11 protein-coding genes and 1 tRNA gene are annotated in these 13,806 nt (G+C 55.6%); 4 read left to right on the forward strand and 8 right to left on the reverse strand.

Annotated elements, in window-relative coordinates; genetic code table 11:
* The first annotated feature begins 87 nt into the window (after positions 1–87).
* Complete coding sequence (locus BBCT_RS06320) at positions 88–1,155, forward strand: ABC transporter substrate-binding protein (RefSeq protein ID WP_003834249.1); 1,068 nt, start codon at positions 88–90, stop codon at positions 1,153–1,155.
* A gap of 188 nt (positions 1,156–1,343) precedes the next feature.
* Positions 1,344–2,588, forward strand: a complete 1,245-nt coding sequence (locus tag BBCT_RS06325) for a nucleoside hydrolase (protein WP_003834246.1) — start codon at positions 1,344–1,346, stop codon at positions 2,586–2,588.
* Between the two features lie 59 nt (positions 2,589–2,647).
* On the opposite strand, the gene BBCT_RS06330 is transcribed toward BBCT_RS06325, so the two are convergent.
* From BBCT_RS06330 to BBCT_RS06355, 6 genes are all read right to left on the reverse strand, one after another.
* Positions 2,648–3,439, reverse strand: coding sequence for an isoprenyl transferase (locus tag BBCT_RS06330; protein WP_003834244.1), 792 nt, complete (start codon positions 3,437–3,439; stop codon positions 2,648–2,650).
* A 5-nt stretch (positions 3,440–3,444) separates the two neighbouring features.
* Positions 3,445–4,173: a DNA repair protein RecO gene (recO, locus tag BBCT_RS06335; protein ID WP_003834243.1), complete on the reverse strand. Its 729-nt coding sequence runs from the start codon at positions 4,171–4,173 to the stop codon at positions 3,445–3,447.
* Positions 4,174–4,263: 90 nt separating this feature from the next.
* Positions 4,264–5,976, reverse strand: a complete 1,713-nt coding sequence (locus BBCT_RS06340) for an alpha/beta hydrolase family protein (protein WP_003834241.1) — start codon at positions 5,974–5,976, stop codon at positions 4,264–4,266.
* A gap of 108 nt (positions 5,977–6,084) precedes the next feature.
* The gene (gene ispG, locus BBCT_RS06345; RefSeq protein ID WP_003834239.1) at positions 6,085–7,281 is read right to left on the reverse strand and encodes a flavodoxin-dependent (E)-4-hydroxy-3-methylbut-2-enyl-diphosphate synthase; all 1,197 of its coding nucleotides are present in this window, start codon (positions 7,279–7,281) and stop codon (positions 6,085–6,087) included.
* An 87-nt stretch (positions 7,282–7,368) separates the two neighbouring features.
* Positions 7,369–8,547, reverse strand: a complete 1,179-nt coding sequence (gene dxr, locus BBCT_RS06350) for a 1-deoxy-D-xylulose-5-phosphate reductoisomerase (RefSeq protein WP_003834237.1) — start codon at positions 8,545–8,547, stop codon at positions 7,369–7,371.
* A gap of 90 nt (positions 8,548–8,637) precedes the next feature.
* On the reverse strand, positions 8,638–10,203 hold the full coding sequence (locus tag BBCT_RS06355; protein WP_003834235.1) for a DivIVA domain-containing protein: 1,566 nt from the start codon (positions 10,201–10,203) through the stop codon (positions 8,638–8,640).
* A 209-nt stretch (positions 10,204–10,412) separates the two neighbouring features.
* Between BBCT_RS06355 and BBCT_RS06360 the strand changes: the two genes are divergently transcribed.
* Positions 10,413–10,486, forward strand: a tRNA-Val gene (locus BBCT_RS06360).
* 266 nt (positions 10,487–10,752) lie between these two features.
* On the opposite strand, the gene BBCT_RS06365 is transcribed toward BBCT_RS06360, so the two are convergent.
* Together BBCT_RS06365 and BBCT_RS06370 are read right to left on the reverse strand one after the other, a co-directional pair.
* The gene (locus tag BBCT_RS06365; RefSeq protein WP_003834234.1) at positions 10,753–11,178 is read right to left on the reverse strand and encodes a DUF3052 domain-containing protein; all 426 of its coding nucleotides are present in this window, start codon (positions 11,176–11,178) and stop codon (positions 10,753–10,755) included.
* 87 nt (positions 11,179–11,265) lie between these two features.
* Complete coding sequence (locus BBCT_RS06370) at positions 11,266–12,168, reverse strand: YlbL family protein (protein ID WP_003834231.1); 903 nt, start codon at positions 12,166–12,168, stop codon at positions 11,266–11,268.
* 57 nt (positions 12,169–12,225) lie between these two features.
* Between BBCT_RS06370 and BBCT_RS06375 the strand changes: the two genes are divergently transcribed.
* Complete coding sequence (locus BBCT_RS06375; protein ID WP_003834229.1) at positions 12,226–13,803, forward strand: zinc-dependent metalloprotease; 1,578 nt, start codon at positions 12,226–12,228, stop codon at positions 13,801–13,803.
* Positions 13,804–13,806 lie beyond the last annotated feature (3 nt).

Consider the following 13,806-nt stretch of genomic DNA (forward strand, 5'->3'; position numbering starts at 1 on the left):
CTTCGTATCGTTTTCTGCCCGAACCCCGCCCGCAGCGCAATCCCTAGAAAACGGTAGAGAAGCAAGATTCAAGGGAAATCGCAAGGTATGAAGAACAGCATCTTCAGCAAAGCAATCACGATCCTCGGCGCAATCGCCATGCTTGTCGGCGTGACCGCATGCGGGCAAAGCAACGACTCCACGAAGGCCACGACCGACGGCAACGGCCTGAAAAAAGTGACGTTCATGCTCTCTTGGGCGCCCGACACCAATCATATCGGCGTGTACGTAGCCAAAAACAAGGGCTACTTCAAGCAGGCTGGGCTTGACGTGGACATCGTTGCCGTGGCACAGGCCGGCGCCGAACAGGCCGTGAACAACGGCATGGCCGACTTCGCCCTATCCAACCTCACCAATGTGGGCACATACACGCTGAAAGGCGCAAAAATCAAGCAGGTGCTGCAGGTACAGCAGAAACCAAGCGCCATCTGGTGCTCGCTTGCATCGAACACTTCGATCAAGTCTCCGAAGGACTTCGACGGCAAGACTTTCGCCACGTTCGGCTCGAACGAATCTGACGCGGTGATCCGCCGCATGATCCAGACCGATGGCGGCAAGGGCACGTTCGACAAAGTGACGGTCGGCACATCCACGTTCCAGACGCTGTCGAGCGGCAAAGCCGATTTCGGCGGATTCTACGCCACTTGGGAAGGCGTGCAAGCAGATATGTACGGTCCGAAACTCAATTGCTTCACCGAACCCGATTATGGCGTGCCGGGCGATGCGGACACCATCGGCATCATCACCAACACCAAAACCATCTCCTCCAATCCGGATCTGGTGAGGAAGTTCACGCAGGCTGCCAAAAAAGGATACGAATACGCCTACTCGCACCCGGACGATGCCGCTGAAATCCTTGTAAAGGAAGCTCCAGACGCGAATCTCAAGCCGGCTTTCGTCAAGAAGAGCATGAAGACCATCGTGGATGGCCAGTATTGGGGCGATCCAGCCAAGATCAATGATGGCTCGTTCGTGTTCGGCACCAACGACACGAAGGGGGCACAGCAATACTTTGATTTCATCGCCGAAGAAAATGCCTACACCGACTCGCATGGCAAAGTGGTGCATACCGCTCCGCAAGCCAAGGATCTTGCCACCGACGAATTCCTGAAATAATCGGGCTTGAACGAGTAGGTTTGTAACCCGTTTATGTGCGAATAATCGAAATATTGGAATACGGCATCCTGCATTTTTATTTCATGTCCAACACTGCTTGCTCAGTATGGGTTGAACATGGTTTGTGGGATGCCGCACCATTATGCGTTGCATTTGGCTTCATTGCACGAGTTTGATTAAATACAAATATGACACGACTGATTCTTGATGTGGACACCGGTATCGACGATGCGCTGGCGTTGGCATATCTTGCGACGTTCGACACTGTTGACGTGCTCGGCGTGATCGGCACGTACGGCAACGTTTCCGTCGACACTGCGGTTCGCAATACTTCGTATGTGCTGGAACGGTTGGGGTTTCGGCACATTCCAGTGATACGTGGATCGTCGCATCCTTCATGGGCTCGGTGTTTCATTCCGGATGCAGGTTGTGCACAGTTTCACGGCACGGATGGATTGGGAGGATTCGGCCCGGCTCGCGATAGTTCGTCTTCGAATACTGCATTTCCAGATAATTTTTCGGATAATTCCGGTTCCGATACTGTTTTTTCTCGCAATTACCGTAGTCTGATTTCCGTTGGCGGATATGCGTTGGATGATGTTCATGCGAATCCTGCGGTTGATTCGTTTGAATTGTCACTTACTACGGATTCGGCTTCTTCTATTCATGCTGATGATTCTTCCGCCGATTCGGTTTCCGAAGGCGTGCGGTTCATTATTGATCAGGTTCGCGCTTATGGTTTCGACGTCGCTGTGGTTGCGACTGGTCCGCTGACCGATATTGATGCTGCGATCGCGGCCGCACCGGATATTGCCGGCAAACTCAAACTGGTGATGATGGGCGGCACGTTGACGCAGGAAGGCAACTGTTGGGATCTGACTGCGGAAACGAACATCATTCAGGATCCGGAAGCCGCAGATCGCGTGCTCCATTCCGGTGCCGACATCACCATGGTCGGCTTGGACGTAACGCATCAATGCCTGATGGGTTCCGATGCGACCTGTACTTGGCGTGAAGCAGCGAATGCTGACACACTTGGTGGTTCAGCAGGTAATTCGAATGCAGCTTCAGCTCGAACCGCGAGTTCAGACTCAAGCCCATCTGCTTCCGATGTGCGCGTATTCCTCGCTGACATGGCTGATTTCTCCATTGCCGCGAATTATAAAGCCGATGCACGCCTGTTTTCTCAAGGCATGCCTTTGCATGATCCGCTGGCCGCAGCCGTCGCCGTGGATCCGTCACTAGTGACCTGCATTAATCTGCCAATGAAAGTCGAACTCGAAACCGGCGATTTTCACGGCACACGAGGTCGAACCATCGGCGATCCCGCCGGCTTAATCGACCCCAACGCCCCTCGCATCCACGTGGCCCTTCAAGTCGATTCCCACCGTTTCGTCTCCGACTTCACCACCCGCATCAAGTCTCTGCAGTAATACACTGTGGGAAAAGCCTTATACTCTCCCCACAGTGAACGCGATCAATTAGGCAAAAACTACTTTTTGACGCCGCCGAAACGACGGTCGCGGTGAATGTAGTGGTCGATCGAACGCCATAGCACGTCTCGACCGCAATCGGGGAACAGTTCCGGCACGAAATCAAGTTCGGCATATGCTGCTTCCCACGGCAGGAAGTTCGACGTGCGCTGTTCGCCGGAAGTACGAATCACCAAATCGCAATCAGGGATATCGGGATTGTACAGGTGTTCGGCAATCATTTTTTCCGTTACGCGATCGCCGGAGATCTTTCCGTCACGCACTTCTTTTGCGATTGCCGCGCAAGCATCCGCGATTTCGGCACGTCCGCCGTAATTCAGGCAGAACACCACGTCGATGATCGTGTTGTTTTTGGTACGTTCCTGTGCTTTTTCCAATTCGTCGATAACGGATTTCCATAGTTTCGGACGGCGGCCAGACCAGCGCACACGCACGCCCCACTCGTTCATCTGCTCCACACGACGGTGGATAATGTCACGCGAGAAGCCCATCAGGAAGCGCACTTCCTGCGGGCTGCGTTTCCAATTCTCAGTGGAGAACGTATACAGCGACAGGTAGCGCACACCGGCTTCGATGGCACCTGCGATGGTGTCGAACACCACCGGTTCGGCAGCCTGATGCCCGTCGGTGCGAATCAGCCCACGCTGCTGCGCCCAACGACCATTGCCGTCCATAATCACGCCGATATGGCGCGGAACCTTGTTCTTCGGAAAATCAGGAATAATCGACGGGTCAGAAAATGGTGCCGCCGGAATGTCAAGGGACTTGTAATCCACGTTCTCAAAAGCCATACCCGCTAATCTAGCAAGCGCATGGAACGAATCGGACGTTCCAAATAGTATTCGCCCCATTTTTCCACCATTTGGCGGGTTTCCGAAAACAACGCCGTGCCGTCCAGCTCTCCCCAATCGCCATCTACAAGCGCCTGCAACTGGCAGATCGCATTCCACGAAACGTCAAACGATTCACGAATATGATCGGTCGAACACATCAGTCCGCCCGCGGAAATCGAGAAAAACCATGTACGATCAGCAGAAATCGGATCCCCGCACACCACGCAGGCACGCAAACGCGGCGTCCAACCAGCGATCGCAAGAGCACGCATCACGTAGGAATCGCCAATCACAGCAGCCTCATGCGCATGCTTGGAAAGAGCATTCAATGCTCCCAACACCAGCCGATACTGCGCCACGGAACGCTCATGCTCCGTCACCACCAGCTTGTCAGCGGTTTCGCAAATCACATTCGCTGCGGTATACGCCTTGAAATCGGTGCAGATGCCTCTCGCATACGCCGACACCGACTCGGCTTGGGAAATCACATCAAGCGAACGTCCCTCCGCAATAAGCAACGAGACACGCATGAAAGGCTCCAAACGACCTCCGAAACGCGATTTGGTTCGGCGCACGCCTTTGGCGACGGCACGGATTTTGCCATGGTCGCGTGTCAGCAAAGTGACGATACGATCAGCTTCGCCAAGTTTGACGGTGCGCAAGACCACGCCCTCGTCCTGATACAACGGCATTCACACATCTCCTTCGCCTCGCCTTGTTTTCCCAACGGAACTATCTATACTTTCCGCACATTCTCGCGCCAGCCGCACTCTCCCGCGATATCAGTAAATAAACAATCCCCAGAACGCGAATACCAACAGCACATACAGCATGGTGACCGCCGTAATCCAAAACATCACACGTCCGAATCGCGTCGACGCGAGCACCGGCTGGCGACCACTCACAATCGCGCCTATAACCCCCTTACGCGGTGGCCATTGTGCAAGACCACGATTCGTCGCCTCCTCGATAAGACGCATGAACACGCGGGACCACGCCCACACCACAACAACGCACACCATTTGGATAACCGGCCAACTCCAATACATCATGCCTGGATTCTCGGCGGGAGCGCCACCCCACGCTAGCTTGACCACGCCCATAACCACTTCGCCCAATCCTGCACCAAACAGCACAAAAGTGGCCATGGTGGCAACGGCAAGCGTAATCAACGCGTTTTTGAACACAGGTCTCAGCCCCAACACATATCGACGTCGATGCGCACGCGCCCAAATCTTACGTACGAATACAATCAACCACAGTACGCCGATCACCAGTAGCAACAGCACCATGCTGGCATGCAACACCACCAGATAGATGGTCAGCCCACTATTCGCCCGCAATTCCGATGGAACCGCGATCGACTGGTACAGGTTGGTGCCGGCTACACGTTCGCTGGTCTGTTCCAGTCCTTGCGTGGTACCGACGGCCCAACTGATCACATCATCCACGTAGGCATCGGCGAACGGAGTGCCGTTGTTGGACTCGTCGCCGAGCCGGAGCACATGGTTGGCGATCGGATATGTGCGCACGGTCACGTCCCAATTGCCCGCCTTATGCGCCATATCGATGATTTTCTCCGTGCCTTCCACCTGCGCTGTCATCACATCTTTGGTGCCGTACGCCACAAGCGTGGGAATGGAATAGGCTTGAGGATTCAACGTGTCGAGGTCGAGATTGGTCAGGCCGAACAATTCCGCATCGATGTTGAACGCGCGACGCACAATGGACTGGTATCCATCATGCGCTCCGACCAGCGCGAAATCCTGCGCTGCAAGGAATCCCAACGAATATCGTGGCGAATACACCATTGGGCTCAACAGCACTTGGAACGCCACATCAGGATCTCGCCCAAGCAGGTATGAGGAAATCCATGTGCTTTCGGAAGTCGCGTAAATGCCAACATTCGAAGCGTCAACGTTGTCGAAATCACGCAACATGTTGATGACCTGATCGTAGATGGCTGCGGAGCCTGGATAGTCACGAGTCGCATCGTTGGTGGACCACACCGGCTTGTCAGGCACGGCCGTCACGAAACCCGCGGATGAGAGCGCAAGCGCCATGTCTCCGAAGGAGTTGTCGCATGTGCCATAGCCTGCTCCATGCATGAACACCACGCCAGGCCGACTATTTCCTGCGCCTTTCGGCTCACGGATCAGCACTTTGATATGTTGGATTTCACCAGTTGACGGTTGTTTGGCATCGATGGTGACATATCGTTGCGTCACTTCGTAATCACCTTGTTCGGCAGGGGTTTTGCCCGAAGGATTGTCGAAGGTCACGGACGTGTCGGAAGCCAACGTTTCGATGGTTTGCCCGGTCGGCTCGTAATTCCATGATGATGCCGTCAGATTGGATACCGATACCAGAATGCCCAACAATATGATAAAAATGGGCAGACTGACCATCAGTCGTTTGCTTCTCGTCCACTGGCTGGATTGGATTTCCCCGCTGGACATGACTGACTGACGTTCCTGATCTGACACGCCGTTCATTGTACCGGCCCCAGCTGAAATGACAATCAACAGCCAGCGAAAATCAGCAGGCGGTCGATCACAATCTGTAATCGACCGCCTGTAACCAACGAATCAGCACTCAACGAATCAGCAATTACCCTGTGTCACCGGCACCACTACAGGGCCGGTGGCATTGACTGGCACTTGCCCGTCCGCTTCCATCTGTGCGGCAATTTCCTGCGCTTTGGCCAGCAACGTTTCCACAATCTGATCTTCGGGAACGGTCTGAATAACCTTGCCCTTGATGAAAATCTGCCCCTTGCCGTTGCCGGATGCCACACCCAGATCGGCTTCGCGTGCCTCACCTGGACCGTTCACGATACAACCCATCACGGCCACACGAATCGGCGCGGTCACGTCCTTCAATCCTTCGGTCACGGCATTAGCCAGCTGAATCACGTCAACCTGGGAACGGCCGCAGCTCGGGCAGGATATAATATCAAACTTACGCGGGCGCAATCCCATGTATTCCAGCAGTTTGCAGCCGACTTTCACTTCTTCGACGGGCGGTGCGGACAGTGAAACACGAATCGTATCTCCAATACCTTCAGCCAGCAGCGCACCAAATGCAAGACAGCTTTTGATCGTACCCTGCCATGCGGGACCCGCCTCGGTAACGCCGAGATGCAGCGGCCAATCGCCTTTGGACGCGAGCAGACGGTACGTCTCCACCATAGTGATCACATCATGATGTTTGACGGAAATCTTGAAATCATGGAAGCCGACGTCTTCAAACATGCGCGCTTCCTTCATGGCAGACGCAACCAACGCTTCCGGCGTCGGGCCGCCATATTTCGCATACAGTTCCTTATCGAGCGAGCCCGCGTTCACGCCGATGCGTAACGAAATGCCCGCATCAGTGGCGGCCTTGCAGATGGAGGGACCAACCTCATCGAATTTGCGAATGTTGCCCGGATTCACGCGCACCGCGGCACAGCCCGCATCAATAGCCTGAAACACGTATTTGCTTTGAAAATGAATATCGGCGATTACCGGAATCGGCGATTTCTTCACGATTTCCGGCAGTGCGTCGGCATCATCCTGGCTTGGCACGGCCACGCGCACGATGTCGCATCCGGCTGCGGTCAGTTCGGCGATCTGCTGCAATGTTGCGGGCACATTGGCGGTCAGCGTGTTGGTCATGGATTGCACCGAAATTGGGGCTCCCCCACCTACCGGTACCGGTCCGACCATGATGCGGTGGGACTTGCGGCGCGGATGCAATGGGCTTTCGCTGATGGCTGCCTCACCGGTTTTACGGAACGGCTTTTCGATTTCTGGCATACGTCAAATCCTTGCAATAACAAGGCTCCCAACACAGGGAGCCTTGTGTCACTCACGTTTCGTCTGTTTGTCTTGTTTCGTTTTCCGTTACTTGTTTATCAGGTTGTCGGCACGATGGCGAGCTTCCAGCTCGAGTTGGCTCATTTCCTCCACGGAAGCGAAGAGCGGATTGCCACGCAGCTCCGCGTCCATTTCGTCCAACACTTCTCTGACGGTATCGACGATGCCGAGATATGGCAGACGATGTTCAAGGAAGGCATGGACAGCCTGCTCGTTGGCAGCGTTCAACACGGCCGTATGCTTTTCGGAAGCTTCCAGGCAGTGTCGAGCCAAGCTCACCGCGGGGAACGCCTCATCGTCGAGCGGTTCGAACGTCCAAGTCGCGGCTTTTGTCCAATCGCATGCCACCGCGATATTGCCAAGTCGTTCCGGAGCGGACAGTCCAAGCGCGATCGGCAGGCGCATATCAGGCGGCGAAGCCTGCGCAATGGTGGCACCGTCGCGGAATTCCACCATGGAGTGCACGATAGACTGCGGATGCACGGTCACGTCAATGCGGCTCGGAGGCATGTCGAACAGACGACTCGCCTCAATGACTTCAAGTCCCTTGTTCATCAGTGTGGACGAGTTGATGGTCACCACCGGACCCATATTCCAAGTGGGGTGGTTCAACGCCTGTTCCGGTGTGATATCGGTCATCTGCTCGCGTTTCCAACCGCGGAACGGCCCGCCCGAAGCGGTGACAACCAGCTTCGACACTTCACCGTGCGTGCCTGAACGCAACGACTGCCAGATGGCGGAATGTTCGGAATCGACCGGATTGATCTGCTGGGCACGCACTTGCGCGTCGAACAGCAAATGCCCACCGGCCACTACGGATTCCTTGTTGGCGAGTGCCAACTGCGATCCTGCCTGCAGCGCCGCGATGGAAGGTTCAAGTCCAATGGATCCGGTGATGCCGTTCAATACCACGTCGGCTCCGGATCCGGCCATGGCGACCACAGCCTCTGGTCCGGCTGTGATTTCCACATTGCCTGCGCCGGCTTGTTCTAATGCCTCACGTAGTGCTTTTGCCGCACTTTCTTTGAAAACAGCGACTTTTGAGACATGGAATCGTGCCGCCTGCTGGGCCAGAAGTTCCACGTGGGAGCCACCTGCGGCAAGTCCGACCACGTCGAAGCGGTCAAGATGGCGGGAGATGACGTCAAGGCCTTGGGTGCCGATGGATCCGGTGGATCCGAGAATGACTACGGTTGAGGTTTGCATGGGTTATGCGTGTGCTCCGTATTATTTTTGTTTGCTCATGTGAACGTGAAAACAGGCTGACGGTCACGCCAGCCTGTTCAATGCGATTGCTTAGTCAAAAGAGGGGAACGACAGGTCGGGAATGTCGACATCCAGATTGCTGTTGGTCGGTCCGAACATCGGATTGGTTGCCGGCTTGGTTTCGTTCTTCTTCTCTTCCACTGTCGGCTTCGCCGATTCAACGGGAGTTGCCGTTGTCGAGTGATCTGCGGAGGTTGCTGGTTCCGGTGTGAAGGAGGGCGGGACGGTCGGCAAGGTTCCGAGATTGATCGATTCGGTATTAACCTGCGGAAGGTTCGGCGTCGACAGGCTTGGCATGCGCGGGGTAAACGTGTCTTCGACCGGATTGGGAGCGTCGATGTTCTGAGCCATCTGCGCCAAGGCAGCCAACGAAGAATCAGGAGCGATGTTGATGCCGTGAGACTCTTCTGGCTGATGCACGACCGGAGTGTCTGGAATCACAGGAGCCGCAGGCGCGGACGGAGCATCATAGCTCGGCGTGTCATCATCGGAAAGCGGATTGAACGCTTCGGTTTCCGTTCCTGCGGAAGATGGCTCCTCGGCAACCGCATTGGACGCTTTGAACAGGTGTGCCAACGACTGTTCCGGAGCTGCTGGAGCAACCGGAGCAGCCTGAGGTTCCGGCGTTACAGGAGCTGCCGGAGTTACCGGAGCCGGCGGGGTGCTGATGGTTGGCTGGAACACAGGCGGAACCACAGGAGCATGCGTCGGCGCAGCGGTCTGCGCGGCCGGAATGCTCACCGGGGACGTTGCAGGCGTGGTAAAAATTTCACGTTCCGCCTTATTCAAAGCGTCGAAGGAGTCAGTGCTGTTTTGAACCTGAGCGGGCTGCGCAATAGGTTCTGCGGAAACGGCTGGAACGGCGAATAGCGGCGAGACCACCTGCGTCTCTTGGGATGCCAGACTGGTTGCGGACGGATTTACTGCGGCCATCGCGCTTTCGGAGGGCTCGCCCACGAAGTCGGCCACACGCGCATAGGATTCGAGTCTGGTCAGCAGCTGCACGCATTCGTTCAGGTAATAATCCACCTGACGCTCGTCATAGCCGCGCTTGCCCTTGCGTTGGGTGAAGATCACATTCGCCACGGTCTGGGAGTTCAGATCGACGAGCTTCTCGGCATCGTCTTCCGACACTTCCTCCACGCCGAGTTCGCCAGCGGCCTTCGTCAGGCACTGATCGACGATGCGATCCACCTGCTTGCGGTCATAGCTCGGGTCTTTGCCTTCTCCCGGCTTGAAACGTTCGCCGTGCTCACGTTTGGAGTGAGCGTCAAGCTGACTGAACAGGGTTTCGGTCTGTGCCTTCCACGCCACGCGTCCATGCTGCGAAATCTCCCATGTGGTCTGCTTATCTACCACGGCACGCTCCAGCCGGGCAAGGGCCGCGTCTACCTGAGCGATCACGTAACCGCCCTTGACCAAATCGAAAGAAACATTTTGAATATCATGCTGGGTGAGTTGCGCTCCCTCACCTTCGTATAGCATGTGCGCACGCTCAAGAAAAGCGTCCACCTGTTCGGAATCGTACCCCCACTTGCGCTTCGAAGTACGAGCGACCCCCGATGCGTTTCTCTCGGATTCAGGTTCCTGCGCCATTGGCTATCGACCTCCTACTGCACTACTCAACGCAACTACTTTACGTGATTGATTCGACGCTTGCCTTTTTCGTGTAGAAAAATCAGTGAATCGACACTCAAATCGCACCGTTTTTTTCACGCATGCTCCATGGGAGGAACCTCTTACCTGGCAACGCGACACACGTTGAGACTGTCGCTGGCAACGAATACTGTACAGTAGAGCTTTGCGGGCGATTAGCTCAGTTGGTTAGAGCGCCACCTTTACACGGTGGATGTCAGGGGTTCGAGTCCCTTATCGCCCACCTTTTGTTTCCGCAGAAGATAAGCCGTTCCGGCTCTTCTGATATTCCCAATTGTCTCGCGTGCACGTCAGCAAAGTCATGACTTTTGTCAAGGTTTTGCCAAAGCCTCCGTCAACGCTTACCAATTCAATATAGACAATTTCATGGAAACATCTTCTTCGACCGCTTTCGCAAGTAAAAAAGGCTTGGAATCGTGTGATTCCAAGCCTTTATATGAGCGCCCGACCTTGGCCATGCATGCCGCGAGGCGGGCAAAACGAATACGATCAGCGGCCTTTACCGAATGCGCGCAGATGGATGCCGTTCCAGTCACCACTGACGGTCAGCGGCGTGGCTGCATTCATGCCGGCAGTCTTCGCGGCGGACTGTACGGTGCTTGAACTTGCCGCGCCCGGACGTCCCGGCTTCGGGGTGAGCACCCACAATGGACCATCGTCTCCAAGGACCGCATACGCATCGACGATGGTGTCAGACAATTCGTCTTCGTCATCGCCGTCGCGCCACCAGATAATCACGCCATCAACGGCGGAATCATAGTCCTCGTCGACCAGCTCCTCACCGGTCAGATCCTCGATCTTGGCGCGGATCGAGTCGTCCACATCATCGTCCCACAGCCATTCCTGTACCAGGTCGCCGGCGTGGAAACCGAATTCTTCAGCGTTATCAGATGCCGTTTGATTCACGTTCGTCAATATACCAACACTGCTCGAACATATACGTTACGAACCGTAGAATTGCCCACTTTGCGAGATTGTTTTTATATATGCGTTAAGAATGCGTCACTCTTCCGCGGAGCATTGCGGCAAGGATGCACCCTTGCCGTCTCGGATGGCGATCAGCGCATCGTACGCCTCCTGCAAAGTGGACACCTTCACCACGTTCAAGCCTTCCGGAATATGTCCCACAACGCTGGAACAATTGGATTCCGGGGCGAGGAACCAGGTTGCGCCATCGCGTTTCGCTCCTAGCATCTTCAAACGGATGCCTCCGATTTCACCGACTTCACCTTTGTCGTTCATCGTGCCCGTTCCCGCAATGATCTTACCCCCGGAAAGTTTTTCACCAGTCACCTTGTCGATCAGACCAAGCGTGTACATCATGCCCGCCGACGGTCCGCCAATGTCATCCACATGCATGGACACCTTCATGCCGGACACGTCATAACCATGCTCTTCCAGGAACTTTTTCGCCGCCGCGGTGGCAGAATCCTGCGATGACGTCATCTCCTTGTCGCTGGAATCCTTGTATTCCTCTGCGGTCTGCCCAACAGGAACCACCGCCTCCTGAGGTATCACCGTGGATTTCGAATCGGCCCACGCCACCAATGCCTGCGCGTTCGACACCGGGTATCCTGGCACACCTGAAGCATTGACCGTGACCAACAGCAGCTGGCCTGAATCCTTATACGTTTTCACACCGGAAACGGCGACGACCTGCTTGCCGGAAACCTCCCCGAGCACATTCTGCGTCGGACCGGGCATCTGCACCACATATGCGCTGGGCATAATCAACACCAATACGCACAGTACCGCCACTACCGGCCCTGCAAGATAACGCCATGAACGCGCGGACAGCCAACCTTCCGCGTTTATCAGCCATCGTTTGACACGTCCCGGAGCACCGTTACGTGTGTTTTTGCCGTAAATTCGTCGTGTTTCCTTCATCTTGGGCATACCTCCCATAGCATAGTATGGAACCAACCAAACTTGAAAAAACGCTTAGGAAAAGGCAGGGCCGGCATGGACGAGAACGCGATCCGCCAATGGTTTATCGATTGTTTCGGACCAATTCAAGGCGAGATGGCATGGAACCAGTTTTCCAATATGCCGGAAGAGTTGCGCGACCAGCTGATGAGTCAGGATGTAAGCAAGCTTCCCAAACCGGCTGAAGTCAGGTCTATGATGCAGGCGTTCACCGCGGGCGGACTCAACACTTTCGGAGACATTCAGCACATTACCGAAGAAGGTCCAATCAACGTCAAATTGGCGAAATCATTGGCATTGCAGCAGGCCAATGGCGAGGGATCTGAAACCAGCGTGAGCGCGGAATACGGAGAGATGGCCCGCCGTGCCATCAGCGAGGCGAATCTGTGGCTCGATACCGCCTGCGAGTTCAATCCCGCACAGGGCGAGACGCAGGTGCTCACCCGCGCTGGATGGGTGGAAGGCTGTATCGATTCCTGGGCGCAGTTCGCATCTCCCATAGCCGAGTCGATGAGCGACGCACTGGCTTCGATTTTGTCTCAGCGCTTTGGAGATTCGGAGTTTCATACGGAAGTTTCCGGCATTTTCGCTGGTCCGGTGCAGATTCCGATTCCTGATGATATGAAGGATCCGGCAAAGCTGATGCGTTTCGTCGGCAACACGTCGTTTGCCATGCAGCTGGGACGCGCTGCCGGTGATCTGTCGCATGAGGTGCGCGGCAGTTTCGACCAAGGTATTTCGCTGCTGAAGAATCCGGCTGGCGGCCTGATCGTACAGAACATCGTCGAATACGCCAAATCCTTGGAAATCGACGTGACCGAGGTAATGAGCTATCTTGCATTGCAGGAGCTCGCCCATTCGCGCCTGTATGCTTCCGTGCCGTGGCTGATGCCACGCTTCGAAGCGCTGTTGGGCAAGTATGCCCGTGGCACCAGCATCGATTTGGACGCCATGGAGGAGCAGATCCGCGATGCGCAGTCCGTCGATCCGGATTCCATGGCCGACGCAGTGAACATCACCAAGGTGGCGTTCCCCGACACGCCTGAACAACAGCAGGCCATGAAATCGCTGGAGAATCTGCTCGCCTTGGTCGAGGGCTGGGTAGACACCGTAGTGTGGCGCGCCGGCATGGCCCATATTCCGCATATCGAACAGCTTCGTGAGATGCTCCGCCGCGAGCGCGCCATCGGAGGCCCTGCGGAACGCACCTTCGAAAGCCTGATCGGCTTGCAATTACGCCCGAAGCGTATGCGTGAAGCGGCCGCATTGTGGGATAACATCTGCGCTACGGAAGGCGCACAGGCACGAGACGCGAAATGGTCGCATCCCGACCTGCTGCCGCAACTGCCGAATGATGACGATGGCAACGCCTCACAATCGCAGAACAACGGATCATCGGAAAACACGGAAAATACGACGTTCGCCGCTTCCAACGCAACCGGCACGGCACCACAACCCCTTGGCGATGCCGATGGCATGACCATCGATTGGGATGCCGAACTCAGCAAGCTGCTTGACGAAGAAGAGCACAAGGGCGGCGAATCCGATACCAATGGCAGCGACTCTGACGATTCCGCAGAATCTGGCAGCAACAACGAAACTGACGCCGAATAATCA

It is taken from the genome of Bifidobacterium catenulatum DSM 16992 = JCM 1194 = LMG 11043 (assembly GCF_001025195.1).
Classification (GTDB): Bacteria; Actinomycetota; Actinomycetes; order Actinomycetales; family Bifidobacteriaceae; genus Bifidobacterium; species Bifidobacterium catenulatum.

Excerpts from the sequence above, each read along its gene's own strand:
- BBCT_RS06320 (WP_003834249.1), top strand. The coding sequence starts at position 88 with ATGAAGAACAGCATCTTCAGCAAAGCAATCACGATCCTCGGCGCAATC.
- BBCT_RS06325 (WP_003834246.1), top strand. The coding sequence starts at position 1,344 with ATGACACGACTGATTCTTGATGTGGACACCGGTATCGACGATGCGCTG.
- BBCT_RS06330 (WP_003834244.1), bottom strand. The coding sequence starts at position 3,439 with ATGGCTTTTGAGAACGTGGATTACAAGTCCCTTGACATTCCGGCGGCA.
- recO (WP_003834243.1), bottom strand. The coding sequence starts at position 4,173 with ATGCCGTTGTATCAGGACGAGGGCGTGGTCTTGCGCACCGTCAAACTT.
- BBCT_RS06340 (WP_003834241.1), bottom strand. The coding sequence starts at position 5,976 with ATGAACGGCGTGTCAGATCAGGAACGTCAGTCAGTCATGTCCAGCGGG.
- ispG (WP_003834239.1), bottom strand. The coding sequence starts at position 7,281 with ATGCCAGAAATCGAAAAGCCGTTCCGTAAAACCGGTGAGGCAGCCATC.
- dxr (WP_003834237.1), bottom strand. The coding sequence starts at position 8,547 with ATGCAAACCTCAACCGTAGTCATTCTCGGATCCACCGGATCCATCGGC.
- BBCT_RS06355 (WP_003834235.1), bottom strand. The coding sequence starts at position 10,203 with ATGGCGCAGGAACCTGAATCCGAGAGAAACGCATCGGGGGTCGCTCGT.
- BBCT_RS06370 (WP_003834231.1), bottom strand. The coding sequence starts at position 12,168 with ATGGGAGGTATGCCCAAGATGAAGGAAACACGACGAATTTACGGCAAA.
- BBCT_RS06375 (WP_003834229.1), top strand. The coding sequence starts at position 12,226 with ATGGACGAGAACGCGATCCGCCAATGGTTTATCGATTGTTTCGGACCA.